Origin of the sequence: Thermomonospora echinospora (genome assembly GCF_900108175.1) — a bacterium.
GTDB lineage: Bacteria > Actinomycetota > Actinomycetes > Streptosporangiales > Streptosporangiaceae > Thermomonospora > Thermomonospora echinospora.
Window position 1 is genome coordinate 188,955 of record NZ_FNVO01000005.1, and the last position, 13,991, is coordinate 202,945.

Here is a 13,991-nt window from a genome sequence, read left to right on the forward strand (position 1 = left end):
ATCACCTCCGCCCGGCCGGCTCAGGCGCCGTCGGGAATACGGTCACGGTCCTGTCCTCGGGTCACCGTGGCCGCGTAGCGCGGCTCGGTGTCGAGCAACTCGCGGTGCGAGCCCTCGGCGACGACCCTCCCACCCTCGACGAAGACCACGTGGTCGGCCCGGTCGAGGACCAGCGGGCTGGTGGTGCACACGACGGTGGTGCGGCCCGCCCTGGCCCGGCCCAGCCGGCCGGCGATCCGGGCCTCGGTGTGCGCGTCCACCGCGCTGGTCGGCTCCACCAGCACCAGCACCTCGGGATCGGCGGCCACCGCCCGCGCCAGCCGCAGCCGCTGCTGCTGGCCGCCGGAGAACTCCCGGCCCGCCTCCACCACGTAGGCGTCCAGGCCCACCGCGTCCACGATGTCCTCGGCGGCGGCCGCATGGACCGCCCCGGCCAGGTCCCGGCCCGGGACGCCGCCGGTCAGCGTGTCCGCCAGCCGGCCGGACAGCAGGACGTCCTCGTTGACGGCGACGATGATCCGCTCGCGCAGGTCCGCCACGTCCCGCAGCGGCACGCCGCCGTAGGTGACCTCGCCGTCGGCGTAGCGGCCGAGGCGGTCGGCGATGGCGCGGGCGTCCACCGGGTCGGCGGCGGCCACGGCGGTCAGCAGGCCCGGCCGTACGACCAGGCCGCTGGCCGGGTCGGCCAGCGCCGCCGGGGAGGGCGGTACGGTGGTGCCCCGGTCGGGCAGCTCGGGCTCCAGCGCCAGGAAGCCGACCACCCGTCCGGCCGCCACATGGCCCTTGGTCAGCTTGTCGGCGGCCTCCCCGAGGGTGGCCATCGGGTGGATCAGGAAGACCGCGTAGCCGTAGCAGGTGACCAGCTCGCCGGGAGTGATCGTGCCGGAGACCGCCAGCCGGGCGCCCAGCCAGATGACCGCCACGATCAGCAGCCCCGGCAGCAGCGCCTCCGCGCCGGCCAGCATCGATTCCGAGCGCGCCACCTGCACCCCGGCCCGCCGGACCCGCTGCGACTCGGCGCGGTAGCGCTCGGCGAACAGCGCCTCACCGCCGATGCCGCGCAGCACTCGCAGCCCCGCCACGATGTCGGTGGCCCGCGTGTTGAGGTCGCCGACCAGCTCGCGCAGCCGCCGGTTGTGGCGGTGGTACGGGCGCAGCAGCGGCGCGGCGGCCACCAGGACCAGCGGCACGCCGGCCAGCACGACCAGGCCCAGCGGCGGGGACGCCGCCAGCATCAGCGCCGTCACCGCCACGATCGCCACCACCGCGCTGGTGCCGCGGATCACGATGTCCAGGGCGTCGCCGATGTGCGAGACGTCGGAGACGCCCACGCTGACGACCTCGCCGGCGCCGATCCGCCTGGGCAGGGTGGCGCCGAGCCGGGTGGCCTGCCGGGTCACCACCTGGACGGTGCGGTAGGCGGCCCCCAGCCAGGTGAACACCGCCAGCCGGTGCCGCCGCGCGGTGCTCACGGCCTGCACAATGGCCAGTCCCAGCAGCACGGCCGACCACCGCACCAGTGCGCCGGTGTCCCCGGCGGCCACGCCCTCGTCGATCGCCCGCCCGATCACGGCCGGGGCCAGCGCCATGCTGAGCATCCACAGCACGCCCCAGCCGATGCCACGGAGCACCGTCCTGGCCTGGGCACGCGTCAGCCACCACAGGTACCGCCAGGCCGACCGGTGGTCGGGTATAGCGGGATCGGGTACCGGTAAAGCTCTCCTCACGGGGCGACAGTAGGCGGGCACCGGCCGGAATCTCGAACGGTTTTTCCCGGGGCGCGCCGCCCCGCGCCCCGGCTTGATCAAGATCGAGTGCGCTCCGACCGGGTGCGGACCCCGGAACGAAGACGGTAAGGTCGATGACGTACGGAGTGGGCCCGGGGACCTTCCCGGCGCTGCTCCTTGAGCCGGGACACCGGCGGTCAGGACAGCGCCGCCGTGCCCGGCGCGGCCACCTGTGTGGTCGGTGACGCCATGCCGAGCCTGTGCCTGCCCCTACCGAGCCGCCCATGCCGAGCCTTGTCCCGGGCCATCGCCCTCGCCGACCATCCGGAAGCCATTAGTGAGCACAACCAGCGACCACACCACCACGGCAGTGCCGGGGATCGACGGCAGACTGCGCCTGCTCCTCATCGAGGACGACCCCGGCGACGCCTTCCTGGTCGAGGAACTGCTCGCCGACTCCGGCCTGGACGTGGAGATCCTGCACGCCCGCACGCTGGGCGAGGCGCGCCGCCGGATGTCGGCCCGGATCCACTGTGTGCTGGCCGACATGTCGCTGCCCGACGCCGGCGGCCTGGACCTGCTGCGCGAGGTGCTGAGTCTGACCGAGCGGGCGGCCGTGGTGGTGCTGACCGGGCTGGCCGACGCCCATCTGGGGGTGCGAGCGGTCGCTCTGGGCGCCGAGGACTACCTGGTCAAGGGCGAGGTGGACGGGCCGCTGCTGGCCCGGGCCATCCGCTACGCCATCGAGCGCAAGCGGGCCGAGGAGAGCGAGCGGCGGCTGGTGGAGGCCCGCATCGTCGGCCGGGAGAACGCCCGGCTGGAGCGGGGGCTGCTGCCGGTCCCGCTGATCGACGACGCTTCGCTGCACCACCACGCCCGCTACCGGCCCGGTCGGCGCCGGGCGCTGCTGGGCGGCGACTTCTACGACACGGTGCAGACCGCCGACGGCGCGGTGCACCTGATGATCGGCGACGTGTGCGGGCACGGCCCGGACGAGGCGGCGCTGGGCGTGTGCATGCGGATGGCCTGGCGCACGCTGGTGCTGGCCGGGCACACCGGCGGCCACCTGCTGGCCACGCTGAACACCGTGCTCGGCCACGAGCGGCGCAGCGACGAGCTGTTCACCACGGTCTGCACGCTGACCGTGGACCCGTCCCGGCGCACCGCCCGCATGCACCTGGCCGGCCACCCGCCCCCGCTGCTGCTGGCCGGGGACGAGGTGATCGCCGGGCCGGAGGAGCCGGCCGGGCCGGCGCTGGGACTGCCGACCGAGCTGGTGGACCAGAGCGCCTGGCCGGCCGCCGAGATCGAGCTGACCGATGCCTGGGGCCTGCTGCTGTACACCGACGGGCTGATCGAGGGCCGGATCGGCCAGGGCTCGGCCCGGCTGGGCACCGAGGGCCTGGTGGCGTTGGCCCGCGAGGCCCGCCGCACCGGCGTCGCCGGCGGCGCGCTGATCGACGCCCTGGTCGCCGAGGTCGAGTCGCTCAACGGCGAGGAGCTGACCGACGACGTGGCGGTGCTGCTGCTGTCCAACCAGGAGCAGGAGCGCCCTTGACCGCCGCACCCTCCCCACACCTGCGGCAGCAGCCGCCGCAGACCGGGGCGTCCCGTTCGATGAGCGCCAGCTCGCCGCTGCCGCCGCAGCTGGCGCCGCTGCGCCCGCCCGCTCCGCGCCGCGGGCTGAGCCGGATCCGGCTGGGCCAGTGGTTCTACGCCAGCGGGCTGGTGCTGGCGATGCTGCTGCTGGCCGCGGTGATCCTGTCAGTGCTGGCGCTGCAGGGCTACAACCAGGCCCGCGACGTCCTCATCGACCGGGTCGACCCGGCCGCGCTGCAGCAGTTCCAGCTCACCACCTCGCTCGACGAGCAGGACACCGCGATCCGGGCGTACCTCCGCAACGGCAGGCGCGCCGACCTGGCCGCCTATCGGGAGGCGGTGACGCAGGAGGGCCAGGCCGTCGCCGCCATGCGCAGGCAGCTGACCGGGGTGTCCGGCGCGGACGACGCCCGCAGGCGGCTCGACCAGGCCACCGCCGCCATCGCCACCTGGCGGATGCGGTTCGCCGCCCCGCTGGCAGCGGGGGCGCAGCTGACGCCGGAGGCCAACGAGGCCGGGCGGGACCTGTACCGGGTGGCCAACTTCGCCAACTCCGCGACGCAGCGCGAGCTGACCCTGCTGCACAACACCTACGACCAGCAGCTACGCGACCGGGCACGCACCTTGTACGTCTCGCTGGCGTTCACCGGGGTGGTGATCGTACTGGGGGCGGTGGCGCTGGTGATCCTGATCCGGCGCACCGTGCTGCGCCCGGTGGCGCGGCTGACCGACCAGGTGCGGGCGGTCTCGCAGGGCGACTTCGCCCATCCGCTGCGGATCTCAGGACCCGCCGAGCTGGCCGAGCTGGCCGGGATCGTGGACTCGATGCGGCACCGCATCGTGCAGGAGTGGCGGGCCACCTCCGAGGCCCGGCAGACGGTCGCCGAGCAGGCCGCCGAGCTGCGCCGCTCCAACGCCGAGCTGGAGCAGTTCGCCTATGTCGCCAGCCACGACCTGCAGGAGCCGCTGCGCAAGGTGGCCAGCTTCTGCCAGATGATCGAGCGCAGGTACGGCGACCGGCTGGACGAGCGGGGACGGCGGTACATCGACTTCGCGGTGGACGGCGCCAAGCGCATGCAGGCGCTCATCAACGACCTGCTCATGCTGTCGCGGGTCGGCCGTTCCGAGCGCAAGGTGGAGCCGGTGGACCTGGGGGCGGTGCTGGAGCGGACCCGGCACGACCTGGGGCACGTCATCGAGGAGACCGGCGCCGAGGTCACCGCCGGGGAGCTGCCGACGGTGACCGGCGACCGGACGCTGCTGGCGATGCTGCTGCAGAACCTGGTCGGCAACGCGATCAAGTTCCACGGGGAGGATCCGCCGCGGGTGCGCGTCACCGCCGAGCGGTCGGCCGACCATCCCGACATGTGGGAGTTCTCCTGCTCCGACAACGGGATCGGCATCGACCCCAAGTACGCCGAGCGGATCTTCCTGATCTTCCAGCGGCTGCATCCGCAGGACACCTACAGCGGCACCGGCATCGGGCTGGCCATGTGCAAGAAGATCGTGGAGTACCACGGCGGGCGCATCTGGCTGGATCCCGACCACGACGGGCCCGGTACCGTCTTCCGCTGGACGCTGCCGGCGCAGCGGGCGGGCGTGGCCACGAAGCGGGCGGACACCGACGGCAACACCGACAGCGACACCGAGGGCAAGGAAGGCGACGAGGCTGCCGATGAGTGACACCGGACGCGCGATCGAGGTGCTGCTGGTCGAGGACGACCCCGGCGACGTGCTGCTGACCCGCGAGGCGTTCGAGGACAACAAGGTCGGCAACAACCTCAACGTGGTCAGCGACGGCGAGGAGGCGATGGCCTACCTGCGCCGCGAGGGCGCCTACGCCGACGCGCCCCGGCCGGACCTGATCCTGCTGGACCTCAACCTGCCCCGTAAGGACGGCCGGGAGGTGCTCGGCGAGGTCAAGGCCGACCCGCAGCTGCGCTCCATCCCGGTGGTGGTGCTGACCACCTCCGAGGCCGACGAGGACATCCTGCGCAGCTACCACCTGCACGCCAACGCGTACGTGACCAAGCCGGTGGACTTCGAGCGGTTCATCGAGGTGGTCCGGCAGATCGACGACTTCTTCGTCACCGTGGTGAAGCTGCCGCGCTGACGGCGATCGGGCCGGTGAAGTTCCCCGGGCCCGTGTGAGGTCTCTCACCTGCGACAACACCTAGAAAGGGACGAAAGTCCCTTGTCGCACGTTTCATAGCCGAAAGCTATCGAAACGAGTGTGATCATGACTTGGACGCGTTGACCAGGCACGACCTACCGTGCACGCGTGCTCCAGACTTCACCCCGCGCGATCCCGGCGTTGTACCGCTCCTCGGTCGGCAAGAAAGCGATCATGGCGGTCACCGGCGTCCTGTTGGTCCTGTTCCTGATCGCCCACATGGTCGGCAACCTGAAGGTCTTCCTCGGCCCGGCCGAGATCGACGAGTACGCCGCCTGGCTGCGCACGATCGGCGCCCCCCTGCTGCACCACGAGTGGTTCCTGTGGATCCAGCGGGTGGTGCTGCTGGCTGCGCTGGTGCTGCACATGACCATGGCCTACCAGCTGGCCCGCCGGGCCAGGCGGGCCCGCCCGGTCCGCTACCGGCACCGGGCCAAGGTGCAGGGCTCGTACGCGGCCCGCACCATGCGCTGGGGCGGTGTGATCATCGCGCTGTTCGTGATCTACCACATCCTGGACCTGACGACCGGCACGGTGAACCCCGGCTACCAGCACGGCGAGGTCTACCGCAATCTCGTCGCCGACTTCGCCCCCGAGCGCTGGTACGTGACCCTCTTCTACACCCTGGCGGTCGTCGCGGTGGGCTTCCATCTGCGGCACGGCCTGGTCAGCGCCACGCAGAGCCTGGGAGCCGCGAGCCCGCAGCGGGCCCGCACCCTCAACCTGGCCGCCACGGCGTTCGCCGTCGTCATGGTCGCCGGCTATCTGTCCGTACCGTTCGCGGTCACCGTGGGATTGGTGGACTGAACATGACCGACAGCTTCTACGCCAGCGGCGAGCCGATCGCCGACACCAAGGCGCCCAAGGGCCCCATCGAGGACCGCTGGAGCACCCGCAAGTTCGAGGCCAAGCTGGTCAACCCGGCCAACAAGCGCAAGAAGACGATCATCGTCGTGGGCACCGGGCTGGCCGGCGGCTCGGCCGGCGCCACCCTGGCCGAGCTGGGCTACCAGGTCGTGCAGTTCTGCTTCCAGGACAGCCCGCGGCGGGCGCACTCGATCGCCGCGCAGGGCGGCATCAACGCGGCCAAGAACTACCGCAACGACGGCGACAGCGTGCACCGGCTGTTCTACGACACGGTCAAGGGCGGCGACTTCCGCGCCCGCGAGTCGAACGTGCACCGGCTGGCGGAGATCAGCACCCAGATCATCGACCAGTGCGTCGCGCAGGGCGTGCCGTTCGCCCGTGAGTACGGCGGCCTGCTGGACAACCGCTCCTTCGGCGGCGCGCAGGTCTCCCGCACCTTCTACGCCCGCGGCCAGACGGGCCAGCAGCTGCTGCTGGGCGCCTACCAGGCGCTGATGCGGCAGGTGGACGCCGGCAACGTCGAACTGCACCCACGGCACGAGATGCTCGACCTGGTGATGGTGAACGATGGAGATCGGGGGGCACGTGCTCGCGGCGTCGTCGTCCGCAACCTCATCACCGGCGAGATCAAGACCTACACCGGGGACGCGGTGGTGCTGGCCACCGGCGGCTACGGCAACGTCTACTACCTGTCCACCAACGCGATGGGCTCCAACGCCACCGCGATCTGGCGGGCGCACAAGCACGGCGCGCTGTTCGGCAACCCCTGCTACACGCAGATCCACCCGACCTGCATCCCGGTCAGCGGCGACCACCAGTCCAAGCTGACGCTGATGTCGGAGTCGCTGCGCAACGACGGCCGGGTGTGGGTGCCCAAGAAGGCGGGCGACACCCGCCGTCCCGCCGACATCCCCGAGGACGAGCGCGACTACTACCTGGAGCGCATCTACCCGGCGTTCGGCAACCTGGTGCCCCGCGACATCGCCTCCCGGGCCGCCAAGAACGTCTGCGACGAGGGACGCGGCGTCGGCCCCGGCGGGCTGGGCGTCTACCTGGACTTCGCCGACGCGATCGGCCGGCTGGGCCTGCCGGCCGTCAAGGCCAAGTACGGCAACCTGTTCGACATGTACGAGCGGATCACGGGTGAGAACCCGTACGAGACGCCGATGCGGATCTACCCGGCCGTCCACTACACGATGGGCGGGCTGTGGGTGGACTACGACCTGGAGTCCACCGTCCCGGGCCTGTTCGTGATCGGGGAGGCCAACTTCTCCGACCACGGCGCCAACCGGCTCGGCGCGTCCGCGCTGATGCAGGGCCTGGCCGACGGGTACTTCGTGCTGCCGAACACCATCGGCGACTACATCGCCAAGAACAACGGGCTCGGCGAGGTGCCGGCCGAGGCCGTGACCGAGGCCGAGGGCCGGGTCCAGGCCCAGATCGACAGGCTGCTGTCGATCGACGGGGACCGCACCGTCGACTCCTTTCACCGCGAGCTGGGCCACATCATGTGGGAGTACTGCGGGATGGAGCGCACCGAGGAGGGCCTGCGCAAGGCGCTGGAGCTGATCCCGGCGCTGCGCGAGGAGTTCTGGCAGCGGGTCAAGGTGCCCGGCTCGGCCGCCGACCTCAACCAGTCCCTGGAGAAGGCCGGCCGGGTGGCCGACTTCCTGGAGCTGGCCGAGCTGATGGTCATCGACGCGCTGCACCGCACCGAGTCGTGCGGCGGCCACTTCCGCGCCGAGTCCCAGGACTCCGACGGCGAGGCCAAGCGCGACGACGTCAACTTCTCCTACGTGGCCGCCTGGGAGTGGGCGGGCGCGGGCCAGCGGCCCGTCCTGCACAAGGAGGCCCTCGAATTCGAATACGTCAAGCCGAGCCAGCGGTCCTACAAGTGACGCGGACCGCGCGCCTCGTGCCCACGAAGAGGTCTTGATCATGAAACTGACACTGCGCGTCTGGCGCCAGAAGGGCCCGCAGGACAAGGGCGGGATGGTCGAGTACCAGCTCGACGACGTCTCCCCCGACATGTCCTTCCTGGAGATGCTGGACGTGTTGAACGAGCGGCTGATCCTGGACGGCGAGGACCCGATCGCCTTCGACCACGACTGCCGCGAGGGCATCTGCGGCATGTGCTCGCTGGTCATCAACGGCACCCCGCACGGCCCGGAGAAGGCCACCACCACCTGCCAGCTGCACATGCGCAAGTTCTCCGACGGCGAGGTCATCGACATCGAGCCCTGGCGCTCCCAGGCGTTCCCGGTGATCAAGGACCTGGTGGTGGACCGGTCGGCGTTCGACAAGATCATCGAGGCCGGGGGCTACATCTCCGCCCCGACCGGCTCGGCCCCGGACGCGCACGCCGTCCCGGTGCCCAAGCCGGACGCCGACCGGGCGTTCGAGGCGGCCGAGTGCATCGCCTGCGGCGCCTGCGTGGCGGCCTGCCCGAACGGCTCGGCGATGCTGTTCACCGCCGCCAAGGTCACCCACCTGGGGCTGCTGCCGCAGGGCCAGCCCGAGCGCTACGACCGGGTGGTGAACATGGTCGAGGCCCACGACGAGGCGGGCTTCGGCGGCTGCACCGTCACCGGCGAGTGCACCGTGGCCTGCCCCAAGGGCATCCCGCTGGACACCATCGCCCAGCTCAACCGCGACTACCTGGCCGCCACCGCCGGCCGCAGGAAGAAGTCGTAGGGCCGCCACCCCCAGACAAGGGGCGCCCCGCCATGTTCGGATCACTGGCGGGGCGCCCCGATCCATCTCCCGGCCGCCCGTGCAGAGCGGTCTCCCGTGCAGAGCGGTCTCCCGTGCGGAGCGGCCGACCGCCGGGGTGGCATCCCGCCGTGAAGTGCGGACTTTACCGGGCCGTACGCTACGGAACGTGCAGTTGCAGCAGCTCTCGTACTTCATCGCCGTCGCCGAGATCCGGCACTTCACCCATGCGGCCGAGGCGCTGCGGGTGGCGCAGCCGTCGTTGTCCAAGCAGATCCGCGCGCTGGAGACCGAGCTCGGGGCGTCCCTGTTCAGCCGGGCGCGCGGCAACATCACGCTGACCCCGGCCGGGGAGGCGCTGCTGCCGCTGGCCAAGCGGATACTGGCCGACGTCGACACCGCCCGGCTGGAGGTGCAGGAGCTGGTCGGGCTGCGGCGCGGCCGGGTCCGGCTGGGCGCCACGCCGTCGCTGTGCGCCGGGCTGCTGGCCGACGTGCTGCGCCGCTTCCACGACGCCTATCCCGGGATCCAACTGCTGGTGGAGGAGGGCGGGTCGCGTGACCTGGTGCGGGAGCTGACCCGCGGGTCGCTGGACCTGGCCCTGGTGATCCTGCCGCTGTCGGGGGACGCGCCGCTGGAGACCACCGCGATCCTGCGCGAGCACCTGGTGGTGGCCTCCCCCGCGCCCCGGCCCGAGGACCCCGCGGCGGCCCCTCGGGGCACGCTGCTGCCGCGCCGCCCCTACCTGCGGATCGAGGACCTGCGGGACCGCCCGCTGGTGATGTTCCGGTCCGGGTACGACCTGCGCGAGGCGACAATCGGGGCCTGCCGGCAGGCGGGGTTCGAGCCGCGGTTCGCGGTAGAGGGCGGCGAGATGGACGCCGTGCTGCGCTTCGTCGAGGTGGGGCTGGGCGTGGCCGTCGTCCCCAGCATGGTGCTGGCCGGACGGCCGGGGCTGCGCGGCACCCCGCTGGCCGTGGGCGACCGTCCGGGCGTCGCCGACCGGCAGGACGGGCCCCCGTCCGCCCTGACGGGACGACGCGGCGAGCCCGTCCCCGGGCTGCTGCGCACCATCGCGATGGCGCACCGCAAGGACGTGACGCTCACCCACGCCGCCCGCGCGTTCCAGAGCGTGCTGGAGACCTTCGTCCGCGAGGCGGCCCGCGCCGGCACCCTGCCGCCCGGGGTCGAGGCGCTGGTGCCGCTCTGAGGTAACTCATCACTTTTACACAGTTTCGAACGTGGGCTTTCTTCCCACGTGCGTATGGTCGGGCCCTCCGGATGATCACTACGCTGCTCGCACTCCACCCCACCCCCACCGGAGGCCTCATGAGACGTCCCCGCCTGACCGCACGCCCCGCAAAAGGCCGCCCTCCGGGGCCTCGGAAGATCCCCGCTCCGCCGGCGCTCCGTCGCGGCCGGCTGGCCGGCGGCCTCGGCGCCCTGGCCCTGTCGGCCGGCCTGCTGGCCGCTCCGGCGACCGCCGCGCACGCCGAGAGCGCCTACCAGCCGGGCCCGGCCGACTTCGACGACTGCCCGCAGCTGCCCCCGGGCGTGCTGCCGGCGCTGTGGCACTGCCTGGCGATCACCGTCGTCGGCGGCAGGATGACGCTCGGCTCGCTCGAACAGGAGCTGACCCAGCCCGTCCAGATCACCGTCGCGATGGGCCCCAAGGACCGCAAGCTCACCCTGCTGGAGGGCGGAATCAAGAGCGACCCGATCCCGGTGAACCCGCTGCCGCTGCCGGTCGACCTGCTGGGGATGACCGTCGAAGTGCGGCAGGCCGGGCCGATCGTGCCCGCACCGATCCTGCCGGCGTCCATCCCGCTGAAGATCAAGGTCAACCAGTTGCTGGTGGGCGGCAACTGCTACATCGGCAGCGACGCCGAACCGATCGCGGTCAAGCCCAACCTGGGCGAGCTGGCGCTGGGCTCCATCGGCGGCGTCCCGGTGATCACCACCCGGATCACCGACGACACGTTCGCGGTGCCCGCGGTCACCACCTGCGGACTGCTCGGCAATCCCGCCATCAACCTGATCGCCGGGCTGCCCAGCGCGGCCGGGAAGAACTCGGCCACCATGGACGTGGCCATCCGGGTCAAGAACTACCGGCTCGGCGTGATCACCGGGCCGTACGCCCGGGACAACGCCATCGGCTGACCCGTCCGGGTCCGGGCGGGCGCCGCACCGCGCCCGCCCGTCGCCGCCCGTCGCCTGTCGTCGCCCGGCTCGAACGCCCGCGGGCACGGCCCCTCAGCGGGCGTGGCGGCGCAGCGCCTGCAGATCGTGGACGATCACGCGACGGCGCCCGGTCTCGATCCAGCCGTGGCCGCGCAGGGTGCGCAGCGCCTTGCTGACCGCCTCCCGGGACGCGCCGACCCAGCCGGCCAGCTCCTCCTGCGTCAGGTTCAGCGTGATCCGCACGCTTCCCGGCGGCTGCGACAGCCCCCTCGGCTCGCGCGGCCCGGGCACCCGGCCGGCGACGGCCCGCTCCGCCCCGCGCCGGGGCTCGTACGGCTCGCTGTACCGCTCGGCCAGCTCGACCAGCCGCTGGGCGACCCGGCCGGTGGTGTCGAACATGCCGAACTCGATCCGCTTGCGGTCGGCGTCCCGCCACCGCTGGCACAGCATTCGCATCAACTGCACCGACACCCTGCTGTGGCCGTGCAGGAAGTCCATGAACTCCTCGGCCCGCAGCGCCCGCACCGACGCCCGCTCCAGCGCCGACACCGTCGCCGACCGGGGCAGCCCGTCGATCGCCGACACCTCACCGAGCAGCGCGCCGGGACCCCGCACCGCCAGCACCACCTCGATCCCGTTGTCGCCGTAGGAGCACGCCTTCACCGTCCCCGACAGCAGCACCGCCACCCAGGTCGTCGACTCCCCCTCGACGAACAGCGTCTCCCCGCGCTCCACACGGCGTTCCCGACCCCGCCCCAACAGGTCGCCCCGCTCCTCGACGGTCAGCTCGGCAAGGAAGGACCCAGGTTCGTACACGCTCATACGGTCACTACATCACGGCATGTGTGCACTTCTCCCTAGTTCACGCATCACGGATTGGGAGACAGTGACCCCGTGCCGTGTGCGCTGCCGGAGCGCAAGGGGAACGGCCGATCGGTGGGCGGCGTCGCCGGGGCACGCCGCCCACCGGCGTCACAGCCCGCAGCGGACGGCCAGGTCGGCGACGCTCTCCGCCACCGTCACCCAGCGGTCGCCCCACGACGCCAGATAGCACACCCCCGGTTCCCCGGGGCCGCGGTAGTCCAGCGCGAAGGGCAGGTCGGGCCCCAGATCCCCGATGAGAAGCGAACGGCGGGGGTCGATGTCGCCGGGAGGGCGGATCGGATCGGGCTCTCCGAGGTAGTACGGCGAGGTCTCCCCCGCCCAGGCTGCGTTCTCCGAGAGCATCAGGTCGACCTGGTAGAAGACGGGCTGGACGGGGCGGTCGCCGAACACCTCCGCAAGGCGCGCACGGTCGTCCGGCACCCGCCATCTGCCGGAGTCCAGCAGGTCGAGCAGTTCCCGGGGCAACGGGAGTCCGTTGATCTCCGTGATGTTCATCTGACTCCTTGGAGCGTGGAGACCCCCGCCTTCGGGCGGAGGAGGAAGTCAAGGGGCTCCCTCGACGACCCGGCCAGTGGTCTCCCGGATCGCATCGAGTATGGATTCGCGCAGATGCTCGGGTACATGGCTGCCTCTGAACGAGGGGTTCCGCCCGTTGACCCCCCGCGAGAACCACTCCACCCTCAGCGCTCCGTCTTTACCGATGAGGATCGTGAATCCCACGTGTTTTTTGGGGTCGCCTTTCGTCGCTCTGCGGAGTTGCTCGCTGAGCATCCCATGACCGCCCCGGCGCGGCACGGTGAAGGTCCGCTGCCCGTCCCTGCGGACGGTGCCCCCGCTCGGACGGGCCAGGAACGTGCCGCTCTCGGGGTCGTACACTCCGGAGAAACCCGATCCCGGCGCGTAGTCGTCCAGGTTCAGGCCCCCCGACGCACGGCGCATCCAGCGTCTCAGGCCCGCGTAGCGGCCCAGGTTGGTGAGCGCGCCGCGGGCCTCCGACTGCGGGATGTCGGGGGCCACGGGGGCTGCGGCCGGATCGTCGGGGCCGTCGCGGGGCTGGGCCTGGACCGGATCCCCCCGATCGCTCCCGTCGCCCAGAGCACGGAGCTTGCCGACGCCCTTCCCGCCGAAGATCGACCCCAGGATCGACGGGATCGCCCGGGTGACCGCCCGTCCCTCATGGCCGGTCTGCCAGTCGTGGACTATCTCCTTGGTGGCCTCCTCGACCCCGGTCTTGACACTGCCCCACGGGTCATCGGCGATGGCCTTCCAGGTGCTCCAACTGTCGTCGAAGTTGTCCGGGCCGCACGCATACGTAGAGCACGCCACCAGCGCCAGGCCTTCGAGGCCGTCCTTGACCATGTCGACGAGGCCCAGGCCGGTCCCCTGCGCGACGTCGCACCCGATTTGGAACCAGCCGCATTTCCAGGGCTCGTCGTAGTCCTCCCGGCTGATGATCGGGCCCTCGAAAGGCCTCATCACCGGCCGGTCCTTCAGATCCCGCGGGTGCGCAGGGTCCTGCGCGCCCGCGGGCGGAGGAGACGTGCCGTCATCCCTGCCGGGCGCGTCGACGGGCTGCACCCTGCCGGCCGCCGTTTCACAACTGACGTCCCGTTTCAACGGGCACAACGCGGACTCGGCGGCGTCGCGGACCGCGCCCGGCAGCCCGGCGGACGTCAGGGCGACGACCACCGTCGCGGCCAGGACCACCAGCGACACCCATGACACCGAGACCGAGCCGCAGTCGCCGCCGGCGGAGTCCCGGTATCGGCCGGCCAGCATGGCCCTCCCGTCGTCGCACATGATCGCAGCGCAAGCTAACCGACGGGCAAAAGCCGGCCCAGAGCCCC

The 13,991-nt window shown here is 71.9% G+C and carries 12 protein-coding genes; 8 read left to right on the forward strand and 4 right to left on the reverse strand.

Translation table 11 applies throughout. The features are described from left to right. Positions 1-20: 20 nt before the first annotated feature. The gene (locus C4U03_RS13915; protein ID WP_103938163.1) at positions 21-1,727 is read right to left on the reverse strand and encodes an ABC transporter transmembrane domain-containing protein; all 1,707 of its coding nucleotides are present in this window, start codon (positions 1,725-1,727) and stop codon (positions 21-23) included. Positions 1,728-2,064: 337 nt separating this feature from the next. On the opposite strand from C4U03_RS13915, the gene C4U03_RS13920 reads away from it, so the two are divergent. The 8 genes from C4U03_RS13920 (at position 2,065) to C4U03_RS13955 (ending at position 11,238) form a co-directional block, all read left to right on the forward strand. Beyond that, on the forward strand, positions 2,065-3,285 hold the full coding sequence (locus tag C4U03_RS13920) for a PP2C family protein-serine/threonine phosphatase (RefSeq protein WP_235017848.1): 1,221 nt from the start codon (positions 2,065-2,067) through the stop codon (positions 3,283-3,285). Then, on the forward strand, positions 3,282-5,009 hold the full coding sequence (locus tag C4U03_RS13925; RefSeq protein WP_103938164.1) for a sensor histidine kinase: 1,728 nt from the start codon (positions 3,282-3,284) through the stop codon (positions 5,007-5,009). Before C4U03_RS13920 ends, C4U03_RS13925 begins: the two co-directional genes overlap by 4 nt. Further along, the gene (locus C4U03_RS13930) at positions 5,002-5,439 is read left to right on the forward strand and encodes a response regulator (protein ID WP_103938165.1); all 438 of its coding nucleotides are present in this window, start codon (positions 5,002-5,004) and stop codon (positions 5,437-5,439) included. Before C4U03_RS13925 ends, C4U03_RS13930 begins: the two co-directional genes overlap by 8 nt. Before the next feature lie 168 nt (positions 5,440-5,607). Beyond that, positions 5,608-6,306 carry a succinate dehydrogenase cytochrome b subunit gene (locus C4U03_RS13935; protein WP_103938166.1) on the forward strand — a complete coding sequence of 233 codons (699 nt, stop codon included), beginning with the start codon at positions 5,608-5,610 and terminating at the stop codon, positions 6,304-6,306. Between the two features lie 2 nt (positions 6,307-6,308). Next, on the forward strand, positions 6,309-8,264 hold the full coding sequence (locus tag C4U03_RS13940; protein ID WP_103938167.1) for a fumarate reductase/succinate dehydrogenase flavoprotein subunit: 1,956 nt from the start codon (positions 6,309-6,311) through the stop codon (positions 8,262-8,264). Between the two features lie 40 nt (positions 8,265-8,304). After that, positions 8,305-9,060 (forward strand): succinate dehydrogenase/fumarate reductase iron-sulfur subunit, encoded by a 756-nt coding sequence (locus C4U03_RS13945; RefSeq protein WP_103938513.1) that lies wholly within the window; start codon positions 8,305-8,307, stop codon positions 9,058-9,060. A 187-nt stretch (positions 9,061-9,247) separates the two neighbouring features. After that, entirely contained in the window at positions 9,248-10,288 is a 1,041-nt protein-coding gene (locus tag C4U03_RS13950; RefSeq protein ID WP_103938168.1) for a LysR family transcriptional regulator, read from the forward strand. Between the two features lie 119 nt (positions 10,289-10,407). Continuing rightward, positions 10,408-11,238: a hypothetical protein gene (locus tag C4U03_RS13955; RefSeq protein WP_235017849.1), complete on the forward strand. Its 831-nt coding sequence runs from the start codon at positions 10,408-10,410 to the stop codon at positions 11,236-11,238. 93 nt (positions 11,239-11,331) lie between these two features. On the opposite strand, the gene C4U03_RS13960 is transcribed toward C4U03_RS13955, so the two are convergent. From C4U03_RS13960 to C4U03_RS13970, 3 genes are all read right to left on the reverse strand, one after another. Next, positions 11,332-12,081 (reverse strand): Crp/Fnr family transcriptional regulator, encoded by a 750-nt coding sequence (locus C4U03_RS13960; RefSeq protein ID WP_103938169.1) that lies wholly within the window; start codon positions 12,079-12,081, stop codon positions 11,332-11,334. A 150-nt stretch (positions 12,082-12,231) separates the two neighbouring features. Next, positions 12,232-12,639: an SMI1/KNR4 family protein gene (locus tag C4U03_RS13965; protein WP_103938170.1), complete on the reverse strand. Its 408-nt coding sequence runs from the start codon at positions 12,637-12,639 to the stop codon at positions 12,232-12,234. Positions 12,640-12,687: 48 nt separating this feature from the next. Then, entirely contained in the window at positions 12,688-13,944 is a 1,257-nt protein-coding gene (locus C4U03_RS13970) for a hypothetical protein (RefSeq protein ID WP_146087368.1), read from the reverse strand. Positions 13,945-13,991: the final 47 nt, after the last annotated feature.